Source organism: Bacillus sp. FSL R12-0074, assembly GCF_038005725.1.
Classification (GTDB): domain Bacteria; phylum Bacillota; class Bacilli; order Bacillales; family Bacillaceae_G; genus Bacillus_A; species Bacillus_A mycoides.
This window is the reverse complement of record NZ_JBBOTR010000001.1, coordinates 2,870,922-2,893,780: the sequence shown is the minus strand read 5'-3', so window position 1 is coordinate 2,893,780 and position 22,859 is coordinate 2,870,922. Positions and strand designations below refer to the sequence as shown.

At 34.1% G+C, this 22,859-nt stretch carries 19 protein-coding genes; 17 read left to right on the top strand and 2 right to left on the bottom strand.

What is annotated here, in order from left to right; genetic code table 11:
* Positions 1-4: 4 nt before the first annotated feature.
* From hisC to NSS97_RS15100, 12 genes are all read left to right on the top strand, one after another.
* A complete protein-coding gene (gene hisC / locus NSS97_RS15155; RefSeq protein ID WP_002066031.1) occupies positions 5-1,105 on the top strand; it encodes a histidinol-phosphate transaminase in 1,101 nt (366 codons plus the stop codon).
* Positions 1,098-2,198 (top strand): prephenate dehydrogenase, encoded by a 1,101-nt coding sequence (gene tyrA / locus NSS97_RS15150; RefSeq protein WP_341113160.1) that lies wholly within the window; start codon positions 1,098-1,100, stop codon positions 2,196-2,198. Before hisC ends, tyrA begins: the two co-directional genes overlap by 8 nt.
* Positions 2,199-2,214: 16 nt before the next feature.
* On the top strand, positions 2,215-3,504 hold the full coding sequence (gene aroA, locus NSS97_RS15145) for a 3-phosphoshikimate 1-carboxyvinyltransferase (RefSeq protein WP_341113157.1): 1,290 nt from the start codon (positions 2,215-2,217) through the stop codon (positions 3,502-3,504).
* 17 nt (positions 3,505-3,521) lie between these two features.
* Positions 3,522-4,028 (top strand): SpoIIAA family protein, encoded by a 507-nt coding sequence (locus NSS97_RS15140; protein WP_140152447.1) that lies wholly within the window; start codon positions 3,522-3,524, stop codon positions 4,026-4,028.
* A gap of 290 nt (positions 4,029-4,318) precedes the next feature.
* On the top strand, positions 4,319-5,482 hold the full coding sequence (locus NSS97_RS15135; RefSeq protein ID WP_002131142.1) for a GNAT family N-acetyltransferase: 1,164 nt from the start codon (positions 4,319-4,321) through the stop codon (positions 5,480-5,482).
* 110 nt (positions 5,483-5,592) lie between these two features.
* The gene (locus tag NSS97_RS15130) at positions 5,593-6,048 is read left to right on the top strand and encodes an NUDIX domain-containing protein (protein ID WP_002127860.1); all 456 of its coding nucleotides are present in this window, start codon (positions 5,593-5,595) and stop codon (positions 6,046-6,048) included.
* A 126-nt stretch (positions 6,049-6,174) separates the two neighbouring features.
* Positions 6,175-6,741 carry a TetR/AcrR family transcriptional regulator gene (locus NSS97_RS15125; RefSeq protein WP_002084903.1) on the top strand — a complete coding sequence of 189 codons (567 nt, stop codon included), beginning with the start codon at positions 6,175-6,177 and terminating at the stop codon, positions 6,739-6,741.
* A 252-nt stretch (positions 6,742-6,993) separates the two neighbouring features.
* Positions 6,994-10,110, top strand: coding sequence for an MMPL family transporter (locus NSS97_RS15120; protein WP_341113149.1), 3,117 nt, complete (start codon positions 6,994-6,996; stop codon positions 10,108-10,110).
* A 312-nt stretch (positions 10,111-10,422) separates the two neighbouring features.
* The gene (locus tag NSS97_RS15115; protein ID WP_002032778.1) at positions 10,423-12,048 is read left to right on the top strand and encodes an ABC-F family ATP-binding cassette domain-containing protein; all 1,626 of its coding nucleotides are present in this window, start codon (positions 10,423-10,425) and stop codon (positions 12,046-12,048) included.
* 160 nt (positions 12,049-12,208) lie between these two features.
* Positions 12,209-12,367, top strand: a complete 159-nt coding sequence (locus tag NSS97_RS15110; RefSeq protein ID WP_002084908.1) for a hypothetical protein — start codon at positions 12,209-12,211, stop codon at positions 12,365-12,367.
* A gap of 83 nt (positions 12,368-12,450) precedes the next feature.
* A complete protein-coding gene (locus tag NSS97_RS15105) occupies positions 12,451-12,618 on the top strand; it encodes an ATPase (protein WP_341113145.1) in 168 nt (55 codons plus the stop codon).
* A 381-nt stretch (positions 12,619-12,999) separates the two neighbouring features.
* Positions 13,000-14,973, top strand: coding sequence for an LTA synthase family protein (locus NSS97_RS15100; protein ID WP_002165580.1), 1,974 nt, complete (start codon positions 13,000-13,002; stop codon positions 14,971-14,973).
* 47 nt (positions 14,974-15,020) lie between these two features.
* Here the strand turns inward: NSS97_RS15100 and NSS97_RS15095 are convergent, their stop codons facing one another.
* Positions 15,021-16,469, bottom strand: coding sequence for a DHA2 family efflux MFS transporter permease subunit (locus NSS97_RS15095; RefSeq protein WP_044438264.1), 1,449 nt, complete (start codon positions 16,467-16,469; stop codon positions 15,021-15,023).
* Between the two features lie 173 nt (positions 16,470-16,642).
* On the opposite strand from NSS97_RS15095, the gene NSS97_RS15090 reads away from it, so the two are divergent.
* The 5 genes from NSS97_RS15090 to NSS97_RS15070 all read left to right on the top strand — a co-directional run bounded on the left by NSS97_RS15090 (position 16,643) and on the right by NSS97_RS15070 (position 21,926).
* Complete coding sequence (locus NSS97_RS15090) at positions 16,643-17,188, top strand: TetR/AcrR family transcriptional regulator (RefSeq protein WP_341113141.1); 546 nt, start codon at positions 16,643-16,645, stop codon at positions 17,186-17,188.
* Between the two features lie 405 nt (positions 17,189-17,593).
* Complete coding sequence (locus NSS97_RS15085; RefSeq protein WP_098635680.1) at positions 17,594-19,699, top strand: BglG family transcription antiterminator; 2,106 nt, start codon at positions 17,594-17,596, stop codon at positions 19,697-19,699.
* A gap of 13 nt (positions 19,700-19,712) precedes the next feature.
* A complete protein-coding gene (locus tag NSS97_RS15080; RefSeq protein WP_000757313.1) occupies positions 19,713-19,982 on the top strand; it encodes a PTS sugar transporter subunit IIB in 270 nt (89 codons plus the stop codon).
* 24 nt (positions 19,983-20,006) lie between these two features.
* Entirely contained in the window at positions 20,007-21,278 is a 1,272-nt protein-coding gene (locus NSS97_RS15075; RefSeq protein WP_341113138.1) for a PTS ascorbate transporter subunit IIC, read from the top strand.
* Between the two features lie 222 nt (positions 21,279-21,500).
* Entirely contained in the window at positions 21,501-21,926 is a 426-nt protein-coding gene (locus NSS97_RS15070; RefSeq protein WP_107886730.1) for a WapI family immunity protein, read from the top strand.
* Positions 21,927-21,968: 42 nt separating this feature from the next.
* On the opposite strand, the gene NSS97_RS15065 is transcribed toward NSS97_RS15070, so the two are convergent.
* The gene (locus NSS97_RS15065; RefSeq protein ID WP_044438267.1) at positions 21,969-22,796 is read right to left on the bottom strand and encodes a peptidoglycan-N-acetylglucosamine deacetylase; all 828 of its coding nucleotides are present in this window, start codon (positions 22,794-22,796) and stop codon (positions 21,969-21,971) included.
* Positions 22,797-22,859 lie beyond the last annotated feature (63 nt).

The following is a 22,859-nucleotide window of genomic DNA, read 5'->3' as shown; positions in this document are numbered from 1 at the left end:
TAACATGCGAGTAAAAGATCAACTATCATCATTACAACCGTATAAACCAGGTAAATCACCAGAGCAAATGAAAGAAGTATACGGGAATCATTCATTTGTTAAGTTAGCATCAAATGAAAATCCATTTGGCTGTTCACCTCGTGTTTTAGGAGAATTACAAAAATCGTGGCAGGAACATGCTTTATATCCTGACGGAGGTGCTGAAGTACTCCGTCAAACAATTGCAGAGAAATTACAAGTGCAAATGGAACAAGTGCTTTGTGGTAGTGGACTTGATGAAGTCATTCAAATTATAAGTCGTGCAGTGCTCTGTAAAGGAGATAATATCGTAACTGCTGGCGCGACATTCCCTCAGTACCGTCATCATGCAATTATTGAAGGCTGTGAAGTGAAAGAAATTGCTTTAAAGAACGGTGTATATGATCTAGATGAAATTTCTTCAGCAGTTGATGAACATACAAAAATCGTATGGATTTGTAATCCGAACAACCCGACAGGCACATATGTGAATGAGCGAAAATTGACTCAATTCATTGAAAGCATTAGTGAAAATACGTTAATTGTCATTGATGAAGCGTACTATGAATACGTAACAGCAAAAGATTTCCCTGAGACATTACCGCTTCTAGAAAAACATAACAACATTCTTGTACTTAGAACGTTTTCTAAAGCGTACGGATTAGCTTCTTTCCGCGTTGGTTATGCGATTGGACAGGAAGAGTTAATCGAGAAATTAAATGTCGTACGTTTGCCATTTAACGTATCTTCATTAGCGCAAAAAGCAGCGACGATTGCTTTTAACGATGAAGCGTTTATTGAAGAAATAGTTCGTGTTAATACAGAAGGATTACAACAATACGAGAGTTTTTGTACGGAAAATGAAATTCCATTTTATCCGTCGCAAACGAACTTTATCTTCTTGCCGGTAGATGATGCTGGGGAAATTTATGAAGCTTGTGCGCATGCAGGGTTTATTATTCGTCCGTTCCCAAATGGTGTCCGTATTACAATCGGAACTAGGGAACAAAATGAAGGAGTGATTTCAGTGTTAAAACAACACTTTGAAAATAAAAAAGGTAAGTCTCGAGATGAGGCAAATGTGTAAAAAGGTAGTATTAATCGGTACTGGATTAATAGGAGGCTCTCTTGCATTAGCGATTAAAAAAGAGCACGATGTAACGATTATCGGTTATGACATATTTAAAGAGCAAGTAGAGCGCGCAAAAGAATTACATGTAGTTGATGAAGTAGCAGTAGATTTACAGCGTGCATGTGAGGAGGCAAATTTAATTGTATTTGCCTCTCCAGTTGAAGAAACGAAAAAGTTGTTACACAAACTTGCATCATTTCATTTACGAGAAGATGTCATTGTTACCGATGTAGGAAGTACGAAAGGGACAATCATGAATGAAGCAGAAGCTTTATTAACAAAGCAAGTTTCATTTATCGGCGGACATCCGATGGCAGGTTCTCACAAAACAGGAGTTGAAAGTGCAAAGGCACACCTTTTTGAAAACGCATTTTACATTTTAACGCCAATGAATCACGTGCAGGCGGATCAAGTAGACGAGCTAAAAGAATGGTTAAAAGGAACAGGCTCTCATTTTCTTGTATTAAATACAAAAGAACATGATTATATAACAGGAATAGTTAGTCATTTCCCACATTTAATTGCAGCAGGATTAGTAAAACAAGTTGAGAAACATGCTGGTGATAATCCGCTTATTCATCAACTAGCGGCAGGCGGATTTAAAGATATAACACGTATTGCATCAAGTAGTCCGAAAATGTGGAGTGATATCGTAAAGCAAAATCGCGGGCATTTATTGGAACTATTAGAAGAATGGATTTCAGAAATGGAAGAGCTATATAAGACGGTTTCTAAAGGAGATGCAGGAGAAATACAAAGTTATTTTGCAGATGCGAAAGAATATCGTGACTCTTTACCAGTTCGAAAAAGAGGGGCGATTCCTGCCTATCACGACTTATACGTCGACGTTTTAGATAAAGTAGGGGCATTAGCCCATATCACAAGCATTCTAGCAGAAGAAGAAATTAGTATTACGAACTTGCAAATATTAGAAGCGCGAGAAGGATTGCTCGGAGTTTTACGAATTAGTTTCCAAAGAGAAGAGGATCGAACGCAGGCAAAAATTGCGCTCGGAAAAGAAGAATACCAAACGTATGAAACAATTTAATGAGGAGGGTGACAACGTGAAAGAAAAAACAGTACAAACTGTAAATAACGGATTGAATGGCACAATTACAATCCCTGGAGATAAATCAATTTCCCATCGCGCTGTCATGTTTGGCGCAATCGCGGAAGGTAAAACAACAATTAAAGGATTTCTTCCTGGTGCGGATTGTTTAAGTACTATTTCTTGTTTTAAAGAAATGGGAGTAGAGATTACACAAAATAGAGACGAAGTTACGGTAATTGGAACAGGATTAGAAGGTTTACAAGAGCCAAAAGCTGTATTAGATGTTGGTAATTCTGGTACAACGATTCGATTAATGTCAGGAATACTTGCAAACACACCATTCTTTTCTTGCATGCAAGGTGATGCTTCAATTGCGAAGAGACCGATGCAACGTGTAACAAATCCACTAAAGCAAATGGGTGCAAAAATTGATGGCCGAAAAGAAGGAACGTTTACGCCGCTCACAATACGAGGCGGGAATTTAAAGGCGATTGAATATACTTCACCGGTAGCAAGTGCGCAAGTGAAATCAGCTATTTTACTTGCAGGCCTTCGCGCAGAAGGTGTAACAGCTGTTACAGAACCTCATATTTCCCGCGATCATACAGAAAGAATGCTTGAGGCGTTTGGCGTTACAGTAACTCGCGTGGGGAAAACAGTGAAACTAGCAGGAGGACAGAAGTTAACCGCAACAGATGTTCAAGTGCCAGGTGATGTATCATCAGCGGCATTTTTCTTAGTAGCAGGTGCAATTATCCCAAATAGTAAACTAGTATTACAAAATATAGGAATGAACCCAACACGTACAGGTATTATAGATGTTTTAGAGAAAATGGGTGCTACATTTACTGTAGAGTCAATTAACGAAGGGGCATCTGAACCAGCTGCAAACATTACAATCGAAACGTCTTCACTAAAAGGAATCGAAATTGGCGGAGATATAATCCCAAGATTAATCGATGAAATTCCAGTAATCGCTTTAGCAGCAACACAAGCAGAAGGAATTACAGTCATTAAAGATGCACACGAATTAAAAGTAAAAGAAACGAACCGTATTGATACAGTCGTTGCTGAACTAACGAAACTAGGAGCTCGTATTGAAGCGACCGACGACGGAATGATTATTTACGGTAAATGTAAGCTAAAAGGAACTACAGTACATAGTCACGGTGATCACCGCATTGGAATGATGCTTGCGATTGCCGGCTGTATAGCTGAAGGAGAAACAGCAATTGAAGATGCAGAAGCAGTAGGTGTATCATATCCTACATTTTTTGAAGAACTACAAACGTTAGCTAAATAAAGTGATGAGAAGCAGATATGCAATGTATCTGCTTTTTTATATTGGCTTTTTTCGTAAATAATGTTGCTTTATTGCGTAAGAATTTTATCCTTATTGATTTTATGAGATTTTTACGCATAATTGTAACTAAGGGAGATGATTCCAAGTTGAGTAAACAGAATATCAGCACAACAGTTTCAGGGGATTTAATTGTTACCCATCTAATTGGCAAGATTAATACAGCTGATGTTTATGAATGGTTTAATGGCTTCGAGCAGGTTTGTCAGCAATTCATTTCCGAGGGTCGGAAATACAAATTGTTGGTGGATAGAAAAGGATACACGCCAGATCATTTTTCTGTTCAAAAAGCATGGAAAGATAAGTTCTTCAATGAAACCATTTTGAATCACAGTAAGGCAATTGCGTTTCTCCTTGAAGAAGGGGAGATAATGAATTATTTACAACAATCCAATACAAAAGAATCCGTAAAATTTTTCGATGATTATGAACAAGCATTAATTTGGTTGAATGAATATCCAATATAAAACCTTTATTGAACCAGTTTCTCTCAATCAACTGGTTTTTTTTATGCCCGTAATGTTGCCGTTGTCATAAGTTTCATCACTTTCAATGGTACCTCTTAGCTTCGCAAACCCAAGAGAACGCAAGACTTTTAATATTCTTATGCCGCCAATAGAAAGCAGTTGAAAAGAGCCTTTATGTTAGATTGTTTCTAAATCGATATCTTTTGTTGAAACATCCTCGTAATTTCACTTACCGAACTATAATAGTTTGAATTATGATATAATTCAAACGAGGAATGGAGGAGAAATATATGAACGTTATACAATTAAAAGAAGATAAGTTTAGAGAAGCATTACGTTTATCAGAATATGCTTTTCAATATAAAGCAGATGAAGAACGAGTAGAGCAGCAAATTACACGAATGAAGGAAAGCCATCAAATATACGGTATTATGGAAGGAGAAGAGTTAGCTGCAAAGTTGCACTTAATTCCTTTTCATATTTATATAGGAAAAGAAAAGTTTAAAATGGGCGGCGTTGCGGGGGTAGCGACGTATCCGGAATATAGAAGAAGTGGATATGTAAAAGAGTTACTTCAGCATTCACTGCAAACTATGAAAAGAGACGGATATAGTGTATCGATGTTACATCCATTTGCCGTTTCATTTTATCGTAAATACGGCTGGGAACTTTGTGCGAATCGAATCGTATGTCAGATGACAAAGAGCGATTTAATAATTAAAAAACAAGTGAATGGTACAGTGAAACGTTTTAGTAAAGATAATCATCCAGAAGAAGTAGAGAATCTATATGAAACATTTGCAGAACGATTTTCTGGTATGTTAGTTCGCGGACGTAAATGGTGGCTACAAGCGGTGTACCATGATTTAACATTGGCAGTTTACTATGATGAAAATAAAACGGCGGCTGGTTACATTTTATACAAAATAGAGAATTCTAAAATGAAAGTAGAAGAATTTGTCCCATTACATAATGAAGCAAGAATTGGTCTTTGGAACTTCATCTGCCAACATGATTCTATGATTAAAGATCTAGAAATGATACTAAGTGAGACAGAACCACTTCTTTACACATTACAAGAACCACGAGTAAAAGCAGAAGTAACTCCATATTTCATGGGAAGAATTGTAGATGTAGAACAGTTTTTCAAACAATATGAATGGAACTGGAACAACGAAGAGCAAGAAGTAATTTTACATATTACAGATTCATTTGCACCGTGGAATAACGTAACGGTTCAACTTAAAAATAATGAAATAACAATCGTTAAAGAAGAAACAGCAAAAGAAAATGGAATTCAAATCGATATTAATGCGTTATCTACTATTATGTTTGGTTACAAGCGACCGCTAGAATTAAATGAAATAGACTTAATAAGCGGTAGCGAAGAGGAGATACGTGCATTTGAGAATGTAGTGCCGGTGCGTAAGCCGTTTATTTATGATTTCTTTTAATTAATGTCATGTGCTATGTATGAGTAACAAAGTACTATAATGATAAACTTTTTATTATAGTACTTTTCTATTTAATAGAGTGAAATCATTGTTTTAGGAGGAAAAGTAAAATGATTAGGCAAGCCGTAGGTGCGGTCGTATTCCAACACAGTGAATTTTTATTGGTACATAAGGTGAAAATTAGCGACATAGATGGAGAATATGCTATGTCAAAGGGGGAATGGGATTTTCCTAAAGGTGGAGTGAAACATACAGATAATGATTTAGAGAGTGCTATTTTGAGAGAGCTGGAAGAAGAAACTGGATCTACAAAGTTTAAAGTTATAAAACAATTTGAAGATAAAATTTGCTTTGGCTTTCCTGAAGAACTCAAAATGAAAATTGGATATGAAGAGCAAGAAACTACTATGTTTTATGTAGAATATATAGGTGACAGAATAGATTTACATCCAAAAGATAATGAAATAAGTCAAGTTCAATTTTTTAAGATACAAGATGTATTGAGGGTTTTAAGTCATGATGATACAAAGAAATTTTTTGATGGGATAACGCAAAAAATGTATTAATATCTTAATTGAGTGTGTTATTTGATAAATGTTTCAATAGCGTATTTACACACTTGACTTTTAATTCATGTAATTTATAATTAAAAACGGAATGAATTTTCATTCCTGGAAATTGAGGTGAGAAAAATGGCTAAAAATAAACAAGAAGACATTTTTGAAGCGGCTATACAATTATTCGCAGAGCGTGGTTACGATGGTACGACAATTCCGATGATCGCTGAAAAAGCAAAAGTTGGCGCGGGTACTATTTATCGCTATTTTGAAAATAAAGAGGCACTCGTTAACTCATTATTTACCAAAAGTATGCTACAGCTATCTGAAACAATAAAAACTGATTTTCCTGTTGAAGCAAATATTCGTGAACAGTTTAGTCATACGTATAACCGTTTATTTGAATTTGCGAGAAACAATGTGAATGCTTTTCTTTTTACAAATTCTCACTGTGATAGTTATTTTCTTGATGAACAGAGTAAGAAAATATTTGATGATTTTATAGGCTTCTTTATGAATATTATTGAAGATGGAATCGAAAAAGGTTTTCTTCGTCCATTGCCTATAATTGCTTTAATTATTATTGTATATCAACCACTTGAAAAATTAATAAAAGTAATGGCGACAGGGCAGTTAGAATACTCAAAAGAATTAGTAAAAGAATTGGAAGAAAGCTCTTGGAATGCTATTAGAATCATTTGATTCTATAGCTTTATAAGGACAGGAATGAACATTCATTCCTAAACAAATATAAAAAACGATTACAGGAGTTGATATAACTGCACAATTTAAGGAATGAATATTCATTCCGTGGGTAGTGATTTGATAGAATTGAAAAATAATTTAATAGGATAATAGGAATGAACGTTCATTCCTAAATGATATTTTCAAAAACAGGGAATGAATATTCATTCTCTATGCACCATGAAACTCTAATAACAGGAGATGATTCAAATGAGAAAGCTAAAAAGTTGGAGAAGTTTATCTTTTCTATTATGGATAGTTATTACTATTGCAATGATCGTAACGATGCCTAATATGGATCAGTTAGTGAAGGAAAAAGGGCAAATCACGATTCCTAATACAGAACAAAGCAGTATTGCTGACAAGATGATAAAGGAGATGGATAAAGAAGGGGCTGAAAAGTATGAAATTATAACTGTCTTTAATAGTGGAAGTAAGAAGGCTTTAACAAATGAGCAAAAAGAGGAAATAACGAAAACGATCAATGCCCTGCAAAATGAAAAAGAGCAATTAGGAATTAAGGAAGTCGTTTCACATTTAGATAATAAAGAACTGGAGAAACAATTAGTTTCTAAAGATAATACGACTATTTTAACGCAAATATCGGTAGATAAAAAACATGGTAAAATATCAAAAGTTGTAAATAATCTTCATAAAAAAGTACAAATGAAAGGAGTTAAAACGTACTTAACAGGAAGTGATTTAATAGCGGGTGATTTTCTTACATCCTCTCAAGAGGGCGTGAAAAAGACAGAAGTTATTTCGATCATTTTCATTCTTGTAGTATTAATCATTGTATTCCGTTCACCAGTTGTTCCAATTATTTCTCTTCTTACAGTTGGTGTTTCGTATTTAATTTCAATGGGGATTATTGCCCATCTTGTAGATCAATTTAATTTTCCGTTTTCAAACTTTACGCAAGTGTTTGTAGTAGTCGTCCTGTTTGGAGTGGGAACAGACTATAACATTTTATTATATACAAGATTTAAAGAAGAATTAAGTAAACAAGAAAATGCATTTTTGGCTACGAAAGAAACGTTTAAATCGGCAGGTAAAACCGTTTTATATAGCGGGATAGCAGTACTAATTGGCTTTGCAACTCTTGCTTTAGCGAGTTTTAAATTATATCAATCTACTTCAGCAGTAGCAATTGGTGTTGCAGTATTACTACTCGTATTAACTACTTTAAATCCATTTTTCATGGTGCTATTAGGAAAAGGAATGTTTTATCCAGTTAAAACATTTAAAGGACATGAGGATAGTCGTTTATGGGGATTCTTTGCGAAAAATTCAGTAGCAAGACCATTTATCGCTTTAATTATCGTATTCGTGATATCGATTCCATTCGTATTAAAATATTCTAACACGCTTAATTACAATGATTTATTTGAAGTGGATAATAAATATGAATCAAAAATGGGGATTAACGTAATAGAAGAGCATTTTCCGCCTGGTTTCTCTTCACCAAGTACGTTAGTCATTCAATCGGATAAAAAGTTAGATGAGGCGACTTCTTTACAACCTTTAGATGAACTTACTGATAAAATCTCGAAAGTTAAAGGAGTCTCAGAAGTATATTCACCGACGCGTCCAACTGGAGATAAGATTAAAGAATTATATATAAATAAACAAGCCGGAGAATTGAATACAGGCTTAGGAGATGCAAATGGTGGAATAAAAGAAATTAATGAAGGATTAACTGATGCGAAAGATAAAATGGGTAGTAATGACTCAAATAGTCTTGCAAATGTTCAAAAGTTAATTGATGGAACAAATGAAGCGAAAAATGGCGTATCAGCATTAGGGACAGCTTTAAATCAATTATCGAATGGAATAAACAATGGAGCACAAGGAGCGAAGCAAATAGAGGATGGGCTAGCATCATTAAACGGAAATATCAATGCCCTGTCAAATGCAACTTCGCAGCTTCATGCTGGTTATGCTCAGTTAGAAAAAGGTTTAAGTTCGTATGATCAATATTTCGGAAGTATTTCTCAAGCGATTGATGGTGCGAAAAAAGGATATGAACAAATTGAAACGCTAATGAACAATTTCATTCAAACAAAACCAGAATTAGCAAATGATCCTAATGTGCAGCAAACATTAGGAATTGCAAAAGAGGCTCAGAAGCAATTGAGTGGGCTTTCCAACGAATTAAATCAATTAGCAACGCAGCACAAAGCAGCGATGAGTTCATTTAAAGAAGCAAATCAATCATTATTAAAAGTAGATAATGGTTTAAAGGAAATGAACAATGGAGTAACGCAACTACAAAAAGGAGCTGCTGAACTGAAAAATGGATTGAACGAAGGAGCTACAGGTTCAAAACAAATTTCGAACAAATCGGCTGACTTACAATCTGGATTAACGAAAATAAACGATGGACAAGGACAGTTATTAACTGGACTGAAAGATTTGCAAGAAAAGATGGGGCAATTACAATCAGGCTTATCTAAAAGTACAGAAGGGCTTGGAAAAGTAAGTAATGGCCTAGGGGATGCTCAAAAATATTTAGGAGAGCTAAATGAGTCGAAAAGCTCTGAGAAATTTTATATTCCGAAAGAAGTTTTAGAAGGAGAAGATTTCCAAAAAGCATTGAATACGTACATGTCACATGATAGAAAAACTGCTAAAATGACAATTATTTTAGACGTAAACCCGTATTCAAAAGAAGCGATGCCTATCATTCAAGAAATTAATAAAACGATAGATGGTACGTTAAAGGGAACAGAACTAAATGATGCGAAAAAAGCAATTGGCGGGACAACAGCTAGAAACGTTGATTTAAAAGAAGTAACCGGGCAAGATTTCCTACGTACTGCTACGATTATGTTATTAGGGATTTCGCTTGTATTAATCGTGATTACACGCTCATTCTTAAACTCAATCTTTATTATTGGGTCGCTAATTTTAGCGTACTTTGCATCACTTGGTATAAGTGAACAAATTAGTGCACATGTATTAAACGTAGAGTCATTAAGCTGGAATGTTCCATTCTTTAGCTTCATTATGATTGTCGCTTTAGGAGTGGATTATAGCATCTTCGTTATGATGCGATACAATGAGCTAGAAGGGGATTCAGTAACGAAAATTGTAAATGCATCTCGTCACATAGGAGGAGTCGTATTATCAGCGGCACTTATTTTAGGAGGGACATTTGCAGCGTTAATTCCTTCAGGAGTATTGACACTTATACAAGTAGCATCCGTTGTTGGCGTTGCTCTTTTACTATTAGCTTTAATTGTAATGCCGATATTGTTACCTGCTTTAATAGGATTGACGAGTAAATTGAAGAGTTATAAAGAGAAAATAATAAATACGAAATAAGAAAAACCTGTAGGGAATGTTTTCTCTACAGGTTTTTTGTATATAAAATATGAAATGAAAAAATGATTCAATGTATTACAGAATGAGAAGCGAATAGGGATATTAGAAAGAGGTCGATGATATACAAAAAATAGCTAGGGGAATGGATAAAAACTATTCGATTTCGTTGTAGAAAGCTAATCAACCGTTGCTATTCATCCAGCTTCTACTATATAATAGCTATAGTCTACAATAATTGAGTCGTAATATGCGATTTTTTAAGACAATCGGTGAGAAAACGCTGAAATAAGCGGTATTAGTAGGAGGACACAAATGATTACAGTAAGTAACGTTAGTTTGCGTTTCGCAGATCGCAAATTATTTGAAGATGTTAACATAAAATTCACGCCAGGTAATTGCTACGGTTTAATTGGAGCAAACGGTGCTGGTAAATCAACATTTCTAAAGATTTTATCTGGAGAAATTGACCAATCAACAGGTGACATACATATTACGCCAGGTGAGCGTCTAGCAGTATTAAAACAGAATCACTTCGAATATGAAGAGTTCCCTGCACTAGAAACAGTAATGATGGGTCACACACGTCTTTATAAAGTAATGCAAGAGAAAAATGCAATTTACATGAAAGAAGACTTTAGTGATGAAGATGGCATGCGTGCTGCAGAACTTGAAGGTGAGTTCGCTGAGCTAAACGGTTGGGAAGCTGAGTCAGAAGCTGCAATCCTTCTAAAAGGATTAGGTATTGGTGAAGATATTCATGATAAAAAGATGTCTGAATTAACAGGGGCAGAGAAAGTAAAAGTATTACTTGCTCAAGCTTTATTCGGTCAACCTGACATTCTATTACTAGATGAGCCTACCAACCATTTGGACTTAAAAGCGATTCAATGGTTAGAAAACTTCTTAATGAACTTTGAAAATACAGTTATCGTTGTATCCCATGACCGTCACTTCTTAAATAAAGTATGTACGCACATGGCTGACCTTGATTTCGGTAAAATTCAATTATACGTTGGTAACTATGACTTCTGGTACGAATCAAGCCAATTAGCATTAAAACTAACGCAAGATTCTAACAAGAAAAAAGAAGAAAAAGTAAAAGAGTTACAAAACTTTATTGCACGCTTTAGCTCAAATGCATCTAAAGCGAAACAGGCAACTTCTCGTAAAAAATTGTTAGATAAAATTACATTAGATGATATTAGACCATCATCACGTCGTTATCCGTTCGTTGGTTTCACACCAGAACGTGAAGTAGGAAATGACCTATTAACAGTTGAAGGTATTTCGAAAACGATTGATGGCGAAAAAATATTAGATAATGTGAACTTCACTTTAAATAAAGGTGATAAAGTTGCATTTATCGGACGTAACGATATTGCGATGACAACATTATTTAAAATTCTTATGGGTGAAATGGAGCCAGATAGCGGTTCATTCAAATGGGGTGTAACAACATCTCAAGCTCATTTCCCAAGAGATAACTCTGAGTACTTCGAGAACAGTGATTACACTTTAATTGATTGGTTACGTCAGTTCTCTCCACAAGATGAGTCAGAAAGTTTCTTACGTGGTTTCTTAGGCCGTATGCTATTCTCTGGTGAAGAAGTAAAGAAAAACGTTTCTGTTTTATCTGGAGGAGAAAAAGTTCGCTGTATGTTATCTAAAATGATGTTAAGCGGTGCAAACGTATTAACACTTGATGATCCGACGAACCATTTAGACCTTGAGTCTATTACAGCATTAAACAACGGTTTAATCACATTTAAAGGAACATTACTATTCACTTCTCATGACCATCAGTTCGTACAAACAATTGCAAACCGTATTATCGAAGTAACGCCAAACGGTGTAGTTGATAAGGTAGCAACGTATGATGAGTTCTTAGAAAGTCAAGAACTTCAAAAACAAGTTGATGCAATGTACAAAGGTCAATAATAAATGATTAAAACCCTCGCTTTCTTTTATGAGAGCGGGGGTTTTTTAAGTAAACAAATATTCGTTTTAATATAAAGTGGGGGGAGGATTAAAATGAATAATTATCCAAAAATAACATTAGCGATGGTAAGAAATTTTTGAAGCGTGGATAAACCCTGAAATGATGAAGAAATGGTTTTTTACATTGGAAGGGACGGATAAAGTAACGGGAAATACTCCTGAAGTAGGAGGGAGTTGGGAAATTATTGATCATCGTGGCGGAAAAGATTATCGAGCAATTGGGGAATATATCGAAATGAATCGTCCTAAAAAAAATTAGTATTTACATTAAAAACGCCGCAGTTTAGTGAATTATTAGATAAAATCACAGTTGAAATAAAAGAGAAACAACAAGGATTTAAAATGATATTTTCACAAAATATAATCGTTGCTCATGAAGAAGATTGGACAAAATATGATGTTGAAAAAGCTTTAAAAGGGTGTCATGATGGCTCTGAGCATGGTTGGAATGTAATATTCATGGGACTGAAAGAATTGGTTAAAAGAAGAGGGAATAGCTACAAAGGATGATAAACGGTAGTCGAAAAAGTGTAGTTTGAGCAAATTGCCCAAACTACACTTTTTATTTTATGAAATTGGGTAGTTTACATGAATGTACCAAAATTGGAGATAGGTTAGTTTGCAAATGAGGAAATAAAGGATTATAGTTTGTGGAGTCATAATTAGTGGATGAGCCTTGGGAGAAAACAGGAAATGTTACAAATGTATTTTGTTAAATAGAAACCAAGGTCAAAATGTTTAAAAAGAAATAGTTGAATAAATAAAAGCTACAAATTATAATTACTAATATTCTTCATATAGTTAAACAAATAAAATCTATTTGAAGAAGAAAAATTGAATAGAGAGAGACTTATATAAAATAAGCCTTGGATGATCAAAAGAGGTGGAGAGATGCAACAATTTTTATTGAAGAGTAAACGAGTATTAAGTAATCATTTTGGATTTTTCGTATTTGCTGTTATTTTACTTTGGTTAAAAACATATGCCGCATATGTGACAGAATTTAATTTAGGGATATCGAACACAATCCAAAAGTTCTTACTGTTTTTCAACCCGTTAAGCTCAGCAGTTCTATTTTTAGGGCTCGCATTATTCGCAAAAGGGAAACGAGCTTACATTTGGTTAATTATTATTAATTTGCTAATGTCTATACTTTTATACGCAAACGTAGTATATTATCGCTTTTTCAGCGACTTTATTACGTTCCCGACATTAACACAATCGAATAACTTTGGAGATTTAGGTGGTAGTATTTTTGCATTGCTACACTTATATGATCCACTATATTTCTTAGATACAATCATTTTAATTGTTTTAGTCGCAACGAAATTTGTAAATCCTAAACCAATCCGTGTTGCGAAGCATAAATTATCTCTAGTATTTGTAGCAGGTATTTTATTATTTAGCGTTAACTTAGGTCTGGCAGAATCTGACCGTCCTGAATTGTTAACAAGAACATTTGACCGCAATTATATCGTGAAATATTTAGGGGCGTACAACTTTACGATTTATGATGGTATTCAAAGTGCGAAAGCATCAACAGAACGAGCATTAGCGGATGGAGATAATATGACAGAAGTTAGAAACTATCTTTCATCAACTTATGCAAGTCCAAACCCTGAGTATTTCGGTAAAGGAAAAGGAATGAACGTAATTTATATTCATTTAGAGTCATTCCAAAACTTTTTACTAAACTACAAGCTAAATGGTCAAGAGGTTACACCATTCTTAAACTCATTTACAAAAGATGCGAATACGTTATACTTTGATAACTTCTTCCATCAAACAGGACAGGGGAAAACATCTGATGCGGAGTTCATGTTAGAGAACTCAATGTTTGGATTACCACAAGGATCTGTTTTTACAAATAAAGCTCATAACACGTATCAATCAGCACCAGCTATTTTAGGTCAACAAGGATACACATCAGCAGTGTTCCACGGTAACTACAAAACATTCTGGAACCGTGATGAAATTTATAAATCATTTGGTTTTAATAAATTCTTTGATGCGTCATACTACGATATGAATGAAAAAGATGTAGTAAACTATGGCTTAAAAGATAAACCGTTCTTTAATGAATCAATTCCGTTATTACAAACGTTGAAACAACCGTTCTATACGAAGTTCATTACGTTATCGAACCATTTCCCTTATCCGATTGATAAAGCGGAAGCAACGATTGAACCAGCTAAAACAGGTGATTCATCAGTAGATACGTACTTCCAAACAGCGCGCTATTTAGATGAATCTGTAAAAGGATTCATTGATTACTTGAAACAATCTGGTCTATACGATAACTCAATTATCGTTATGTACGGTGATCATTACGGTATTTCAGATAATCATAGTGCAGCAATGTCTCAAATAATGGGTAAAGAAATGAACGCATTTGAAAATGCTCAATTACAACGTGTACCATTAATCATTCGCGTACCAGGAATGGAAGGCGGCGTACAACATCAATACGGCGGAGAAATTGACGTTCTTCCAACGTTATTACACTTACTAGGTACAGATACGAAAAATTATGTCCAATTCGGATCAGATTTATTATCACCAGAGCATAAACAAGTCGTTCCGTTCCGTAACGGTAACTACGTAAGCCCAACAGTTACTGCACTTAACGGCAAATACTATGATACAGCGACTGGGAAACCTGTAGAATTTACAGATGAAATAAAACAAAATGAGCAAATGGTTCAAAAATCACTAAAATACTCCGACCAAGTTGTTAACGGTGACTTATTACGATTCTACACACCAGAAGGATTTACACCGGTAGAACCTTCTAAATATAACTATAACAATCGTGATAAAGATAAAACGAAGGTGAAGACGACTGAAGACGGGGAAACGAAATAAATAATAAAAAATCCTACTCGTATAGAAAACGAGTAGGATTTTTTGTTTTAAGATTTACTTTCGGATTTTTGGAGTGCTACTTTTTTAGGCATAAAACATGCAATAATCAAAGCTACAAAGGATAAGACTAACATAAATACGTAGGCATCACTTGAGCTGAAGATAGAAGCTAATTTCGTTACTTGCATAGCTGATATGCTTCCGTTCTCACTAGATAATTGTGAAGTATGTGAAGTGGATTGAATTGTATACACAGTGATAATGACTGCTGTTCCTATAGCACCTGCTAATTGACGTACGGTATTATTCACTGCGGAACCATGTGAACCCAGTTCTCTTGGTAAAGCGTTTAAACCTGCTGTATTTAAAGGCATCGAAATGAAACTTAGTCCAATGCGTAGAATAATGGTACGAACCATTAAATACATATAAGTGGTGGATTCGGTCAAATCAATTACACCCCACATCGATATAATGATACATATTAAACCTATAATAAAGAGTGGTTTTGCCCCATATTTATCAAACATTTTACCCGTGATAGGTGATAAGAATGCATTAATTACAGCTCCAGGTAATAGAAGTAAACCTGATTCAAAAGCAGTAAAACCTCGTCCGTTTTGCAAGTAAATCGGTAAAAGAATTAAATCAGCATACATAATCATCGTAATGAGTACGTTAATGACTGATGTAAGAGTGAAAATTTTATACTTAAATACGGATAAATTTAATAGTGGATCGCTAGACTTTATTTGACGTAAACAGAATAGAGTTGTAACAATTATTCCGATGATAATTGTAGTAATAACAACTGGATGATCCCATCCTTTACTTCCTGCACTACTAAATCCGAATATAATACAACCAAAGCCAATCGTTGATAAAATGACACTTACGATATCTAATTTTGCTTTTGTTGTCTCAGCAACATTCATTAAATATTTTAGCGCGAGAATAATAACGATTAATACAAATGGAGCGAATCCAATAAATAACCATCTCCATGATACATATTCAATAATAAAGCCAGATAATGTTGGAGCGATGGCTGGCGCAAAAATTATGGCGAAACCGATGGTTCCCATAATACTTCCACGTTTTTCACTAGGGTATAAATATAAAATAACTGTCATCATTAGTGGCATAATAATTCCTGCTCCAACTGCTTGAATCATTCTTCCTGTTAACAAAATGCCAAAATTCATGGCGCATGCACAAAGAACAGTCCCAATAAACAAAGAGAGCATTGAGCTAATAAATAGCTGCCTAGTTGTAAATCGTTTCATTAAAAATGCAGTAATTGGCACGAGAACACCATTTATGAGCATAAATCCTGTCGATAGCCATTGCACTGTTGCAGCTGTAACATCAAATACTCCCATTAAATTACTCATCGCTACATTTAATAGCGTCTGATTTAATGTTGATAAAAAACAACCGGAAATGAGCACAATTAATATAATTTTTTTATTTCTTTCTGATATTTCCTTTTGCATTGGTAAACTCCTTCATTGTCGTCTTGATTTATCGACATTGTGTCGATAAAATTAATGGTAACAAAATAAATTTTCTTTGACCATGAACAGTTTTGTTGAAAATGTTCACTACTCGACATAGAAGGTATGCACTGTCGAGTAAGTAAAGAGAAAATCTATAAAGGAGTTTCAAAATGTCTACACCTAAAAAAGAAGATCCTCGTACAGTTCGTTCAAGAGAAATGTTTAAAAATTCTGTTTTTTCTCTCCTATGTGAGAATCCTAGTATTTCAAGTTTAACGGTTCAGAAAGTCGCAACAAAAGCAGGATTAAACCGAACAACCTTTTACTTACATTATCAAGATATTCAAGATTTACTAGACCAAATCACGAATGAGATTTCAAATGAACTTTCAAATAAAATAGCTGATTTAATACATGCAAAAGATTTATCAGAAAAACAAAAGCTAACACAATTACTTGATTATTTATATATCCATCGAAATTATTTATTTATATTATTTAAAATGAATCAATTTGAGGAGCAACTATTTTTATTTTTAAAAGAGTTAATAGAAACGAGAAGAGAGAATACGAAAAAGGATCTGCCTGATGATTATGTTGCGGTTGATATTAAAACAGCTTCATTGGTAGGTATTATCATGTGGTGGATAAGGAATGGACTTCACTTTAGTTCAGATTATATTGCAAATCAAATTTATTTCATGTACAGAGGGTAATGAGTTAAAAATATTTTATGTATCGACACATTGTATTATTAAGTGCGACACCTAAAGAAAAAAGCCCATATCGCTTCGTATAAAGTAGAAGTTATCACATCACTTACTTCATACAGAAAACTGCCCATGAAGGGTTTCAGGAAGAACTGTCGCACTTAGATTGACAAATTGTCTTTAAAATAAAAAATCGTATTGTATAATTTCATATGCCGCATGTATATAGTAAAATTTTTAAATGAAAGTACAATCATTGCACTGTGCATAAACAAGAATTTGGACTTAATTTTAGAAGAGATACAAGATAAGATATTAATAGAAAGCGATTTCAAACTCTAATTTTGCAAAGTTAGTATCTATACTTGCAATTCTATTTAAGAACAAGTATAGAAAGGGTGTATATCATATATGATATTAGATAATCGAAGTATAAGTATTTTACAGCAAATTATTCAAGCAGATAGCTATGTTTCTGTATCTCAATTAATGGAAGTCATACAAGTTTCAAAGCGAACAATTTATTATGATATGAAGAAAATAGAAGATTGGTTAGTTGCAGAGGATTTAAATTCATATGAATATATTCGCCCTTTAGGCTACTGTTTTGATAATGAAACGAAGCAAAGAGTGATAAAAAAGTTAAATGGATTTACAACAAGCCAATATGAATATTCTCCACATGAACGAAAAATATTGCTGGTTCTTTATATACTAACAATGGAGAAAAGGATTCTATTAGAAGACTTAATAGAACTTGTGCAAGTCAGTCGTAATACTGCTCTTGCTGACTTAAAAAAAATAAAAGCAGAGTTAGTGAAGTTTAAGCTCGCATTAAACTTTAATCGTAAACATGGCTACAATATTATAGGGAATGAACATGGAAAACGAAATATATTAATCTTAAATCTTTCACAAATAATTTCAAAGCATGGATGGGAATATTTAATATCGCATGTGAAATATATTACGAATGATAATAAAAATGTAAAAGGTAATAAAGATCACGAGGAACTTCTTATAATAAAAAATATTTTATCAAATTGTGAAGAGCTTTTAGGGGTTCAGTACACAGATGAGGTACTTGAAAGTTTAAGCGTTTACATGTATTTATTCCGCAATCGTATTGTAAATGGAAAATGTGTTGAGATGGAAGATGCTGAAAAGGATGTACTAAGAGAAACAAAACAATTTGAAGCAGCAAAATATATTGCAAAACAGTTTGAAAGAGTATTTTTCGTGGATTTTCCAATAGATGAAATTTATTATATTACGACGCATTTGTTAGGAGCAAAAGTAAATGCTCAACAAAAAGACTTTGAAAAAAGTGAGATTGATGGAATACATTCAATGGTCGGATATATGATAAAGGATTTTCAACATTATGCTTGTGTTATATTTCAAGATTTTGAAGGACTTGCTTCAGACCTATATCTGCATATGAAACCGGCATATTATCGTGTAAAGTACGGGATTGAAATAGAAAATCCATTACTTTATACAATCCAGCAAAATTATGAAGAAGTATATACTCTTACAAAAAAAGTAATTCATCATTTTGAAGAATATGTTGGGAAAATAGTTTCAGATGATGAAATGGCATATATTACTATGCACTTTGGTGCTTGGATGAGGAAAGAGGGAATCGTTCCCAGCCCAAGAAAAACCGCGCTACTTGTTTGTCCAAATGGTATTGGTACATCACGTATGTTGCAGTACCAATTAGAGCAAGTGTTTTCAAGTGTAGATATTTTAAAAGCCATTTCAAAGCGGGAATATGAATCAAATACATTTGATGTAGATTGTATTATTACTACAACTGAACTGGAGAAGGGGAAAATTCCTATCTTTATGGTAAATCCAATTTTGACCGATTCCGAAAAAGCATCGTTACTACGAAAAGTCAATGTAGCTTTATATGGCGAAAATCAAAATGATTCAGTTGATATGATGATGGGTATTATCCAAAAATACACAGACATTTTAGATGAAAAATCTTTAAAAAATGAATTGAGAGAGTTTATGAGTGGTCCGGTACATATTGATAAGGAGGAGAAATATAAGCCTATGTTAAACGAGCTATTAACTAGAGAATTTATAGAGCTTGAGAATCACGTTGAGACGTGGGAGGAAGCAATTCGTGTTGCGTCGGAACCTTTATTACAAAGTGGACATATTTCTGAAGAATATATTTCTGAAATGATTGCGAATGTAAAGAAGTTAGGCCCATATATTGTAATTGCACCTAAAATCGCTATACCTCATGCTCGTCCAGAAGCAGGTGTCAAAAAATTAGGGATGAGTTTATTACAACTAAAAGAGGGTGTGTTATTTTCAGAAAAACAAGAGCATGCTGTAAATTTAATTATTGTATTAGCAGCTATAGATAACGAGACACATTTGAAGGCATTGGCACAATTAAGTGAGATGTTATCTGAACCAACGAACATAGAAATGTTAATGCATTCAAATTCAAAAGATAAAATGCTAGAAATGATAGCTAAATATTCTAATTAAAGGGGAGATTGAAATGAAAAAAGTATTAGTTGTATGTGGAAATGGATTAGGAAGTAGTTTTATTATAGAAATGAATGTAAAGAAAATATTAACTGAACTTGGTATGCAAGCTGAAGTTTCTCATACGGATTTAGCATCAAGTAAATCAGAACAAGCAGATCTATATTTAGGTGCGAAAGATATCATTTGCAACCTTGAAGATGGTACTCGCACAGTTGCTGGATTAACAAACATTCTAGATTTAAATGAAATTAAAGAAGCATTACAAAAACACCTGATGTAGAAACGGTGAAAGGGGAGTAGTGCTATGTTTGATTTAATAATGAAAGATATTTTGGGACAGCCTGCAATATTAGTTGGATTGTTTGCTATGTGTGGTTTACTATTGCAAAAAAAGAATTTTGCAGATACAGTTTCAGGAACATTAAAAACAATTATGGGCTTCGTCGTTTTAGGAGGCGGAGCCACTATATTAATAGGGGCTTTAGATGTTTTTGGTAAAATATTTGATAAAGCATTTCATATTAAAGGGATTATTCCAAATAACGAAGCTGTTGTTGCGATAGCACAGCAAACTTTAGGAACAGAAACGGCATTAATTATGGTATTTGGGATGATTGCTAATTTACTAATTGCACGATTTACAAGATTTAAATATGTATTTTTAACTGGTCATCATACCTTATTCATGGCATGTTTAATTTCAGCTGTATTTTCAACTACAGGGATGAAAGGCGCTTCACTAGTTATTAGTGGGTCTATTATTTTAGGATTACTTATGGTCATTTTTCCAGCTCTACTTCAACCGTATGTTAAAAAAATTACGGGAATGGATGATATCGCAATTGGCCATTTCGGTTCAGTTGGGTATTTAGCAGCAGGATTTGTTGGTAGTAAATTTGGAAATAAGGAAAAATCTACAGAACAAATTAAAGTACCGAAGTCATTAGGGTTTTTACGTGACACATCAGTTTCTATGTCATTAACAATGGCTGTGTTATTCTTTATTGTTGCACCATTTGCTGGAAAAAACTTTATCGAAACAGAATTAAGTAACGGACAAAATTATCTCGTGTATTCATTCATGCAAGCAATTACATTCGCTGCGGGTGTATATATTATTCTAGCTGGTGTCCGTATGTTGATTGCAGAAATTGTCCCTGCATTTAAAGGGATAGCAGATAAACTTGTACCAAATGCCAAACCAGCATTAGATTGTCCAACAATCTTCCCATTCGCGCCAAATGCAGTTATTATTGGCTTTTTAACAAGTTTTATTGCTGGATTACTATCTATGTTTATTCTTCCGTTTATCGGATTAAGTGTAATAGTGCCAGGATTAATCCCTCATTTCTTCACAGGGGCAACAGCTGCTGTATTTGGAAATGCAACTGGAGGAAGACGAGGAGCAATACTTGGAGCTTTTGTAAATGGATTATTAATCTCATTCCTACCAGCTATATTACTACCTATATTAGGTGGATTAGGATTTGAAAATACAACATTCGGTGATTCCGACTTTGCTGTTGTTGGTATTTTAATTAGTGAAATTGCGAAATTGCTAGGGAATGTTTTCTAAATAATAGAGCATAAAAAGACTTGAATTCTAATTATGAATTCAAGTCTTTTTATTTAAATATTAAAGTGTAAGAAAGTGAGGGGATTTGAATAAAAGAAATAGGGATTGGTTTGAAAAAAATGTGTTATGATTGTTTGTAAAATCTTTTGATTTTCCTTGAGGATCAATATTGAAACAGAAAAGTATATTTTCAAAATAGGGTAAAATAAAAGGAGTCTATGCATGAATTTTCAAAATGAAAAAATATCATTACATTTAGAGGTTGTAAATTACCAATATGCAGATGCAAAAGACGAGTGTGATAGAAATTGGTTAAGAGTAAAAGCGAAACTATCAGAAGAAAATAAAGTTTTTGAAACGATGGATCCTTTTTTACAAACATACGATTTACAGTACATGATAAAATGGTTTGAATCTTTACCAAACCCTACATATAACGAACTAGATTTCATAGAACCAAATTTAGCGTTTGAATTTATGGGGGGAAAAGCAGGGGAGTTTAACATTGTTATTCGCTTATCGCTGGAACTTAACCCCACATGGTGTAAGGAAGAAGAATACGAATTTTCTATCGGTATAACTCAAGTGGATAGGGAGAATATTATTCGTTCTATTGAAGAGCAACAAAGAAAATTCCAAAAACGATAAAAAAAGACTTGATAACCTACTAGAGGGAATCAAGTCTTTTTATTACATACGATTATCATGCCAGAAGTTTACTGGGAAGTGTTCGTTCTCATGGTAGGCTTCTAATTCATATCCTCTTTCTTTCAGTCCTTTAATAATTCCAGGTACTGCTTTAACTGATTGTGGATGAATATCGTGCATAAGGATAACTTCTGTTGGATTTGTAGCACCAGCTAGAACATTTTCTACGATTTTAGCTGAAGCAGCGTCAACTGGCATTTTGTTGTATCTCCAGTCTAATGAATCAATTGTCCAGTCCCAAACTTTTAAACCATTTTCTACAACTTTGTTGCGAAGGGCTTCATTTAATCCTGGCATTGAGCCGTAAGCTGGACGAGTTAATACTGGTGATTTTCCTAGAACGCCAGCGATTAAGCCTTGGTCTTCTTTCATTTCATCAACGTAATGACCTTCTGTGTAAAGCTTCTTGTAGTTATGAGTCATACTGTGCATCCCAACGTAGTGGCCTTCAGTATTTTCACGTTTTACAAGATCAGGGAAAGCTTTCACGTTTGAACCAATTAGGAAAAATGTTGCTTTTGCATTTTCACTTTTTAACATATCTAAAAGCTCAGCTGTGTATTTTCCAGGACCATCGTCAAATGTTAAGTAAGCGACTTTTCTAACTTGCCCGTTATAGTGCTTTGGAGCTTCTTTCGGAGCAAGGGACGTTTGAATTTCACTTACAAGTTGAACAGATTTCGCTTCATCCTCTGTACTTGCTAGAGCGATATGTGTTGATCCGTAAGCAGCTTCGTATGTAAATAATACCCCAGCGCAAATCAACAGAGCCCTTTTCACTAAAGTTGTCATCCGAATTCCATTGTGCATAATTTTCCTACTCTCTATAAAAGTTCTACTCTACTATATTAGCAATTTTAGAGGGGGAAATGC

Coding starts and splice junctions, on each gene's coding strand:
- NSS97_RS15075 (WP_341113138.1), top strand. CDS start 20,007: ATGTTTGATTTAATAATGAAAGATATTTTGGGACAGCCTGCAATATTA.
- NSS97_RS15115 (WP_002032778.1), top strand. CDS start 10,423: ATGATTACAGTAAGTAACGTTAGTTTGCGTTTCGCAGATCGCAAATTA.
- NSS97_RS15080 (WP_000757313.1), top strand. CDS start 19,713: ATGAAAAAAGTATTAGTTGTATGTGGAAATGGATTAGGAAGTAGTTTT.
- NSS97_RS15110 (WP_002084908.1), top strand. CDS start 12,209: ATGATGAAGAAATGGTTTTTTACATTGGAAGGGACGGATAAAGTAACG.
- NSS97_RS15140 (WP_140152447.1), top strand. CDS start 3,522: ATGCAATGTATCTGCTTTTTTATATTGGCTTTTTTCGTAAATAATGTT.
- NSS97_RS15135 (WP_002131142.1), top strand. CDS start 4,319: ATGAACGTTATACAATTAAAAGAAGATAAGTTTAGAGAAGCATTACGT.
- NSS97_RS15130 (WP_002127860.1), top strand. CDS start 5,593: ATGATTAGGCAAGCCGTAGGTGCGGTCGTATTCCAACACAGTGAATTT.
- NSS97_RS15105 (WP_341113145.1), top strand. CDS start 12,451: ATGATATTTTCACAAAATATAATCGTTGCTCATGAAGAAGATTGGACA.
- NSS97_RS15070 (WP_107886730.1), top strand. CDS start 21,501: ATGAATTTTCAAAATGAAAAAATATCATTACATTTAGAGGTTGTAAAT.
- NSS97_RS15085 (WP_098635680.1), top strand. CDS start 17,594: ATGATATTAGATAATCGAAGTATAAGTATTTTACAGCAAATTATTCAA.
- NSS97_RS15090 (WP_341113141.1), top strand. CDS start 16,643: ATGTCTACACCTAAAAAAGAAGATCCTCGTACAGTTCGTTCAAGAGAA.
- NSS97_RS15100 (WP_002165580.1), top strand. CDS start 13,000: ATGCAACAATTTTTATTGAAGAGTAAACGAGTATTAAGTAATCATTTT.
- NSS97_RS15120 (WP_341113149.1), top strand. CDS start 6,994: ATGAGAAAGCTAAAAAGTTGGAGAAGTTTATCTTTTCTATTATGGATA.
- hisC (WP_002066031.1), top strand. CDS start 5: ATGCGAGTAAAAGATCAACTATCATCATTACAACCGTATAAACCAGGT.
- NSS97_RS15065 (WP_044438267.1), bottom strand. CDS start 22,796: ATGCACAATGGAATTCGGATGACAACTTTAGTGAAAAGGGCTCTGTTG.
- tyrA (WP_341113160.1), top strand. CDS start 1,098: ATGTGTAAAAAGGTAGTATTAATCGGTACTGGATTAATAGGAGGCTCT.
- NSS97_RS15125 (WP_002084903.1), top strand. CDS start 6,175: ATGGCTAAAAATAAACAAGAAGACATTTTTGAAGCGGCTATACAATTA.
- NSS97_RS15095 (WP_044438264.1), bottom strand. CDS start 16,469: ATGCAAAAGGAAATATCAGAAAGAAATAAAAAAATTATATTAATTGTG.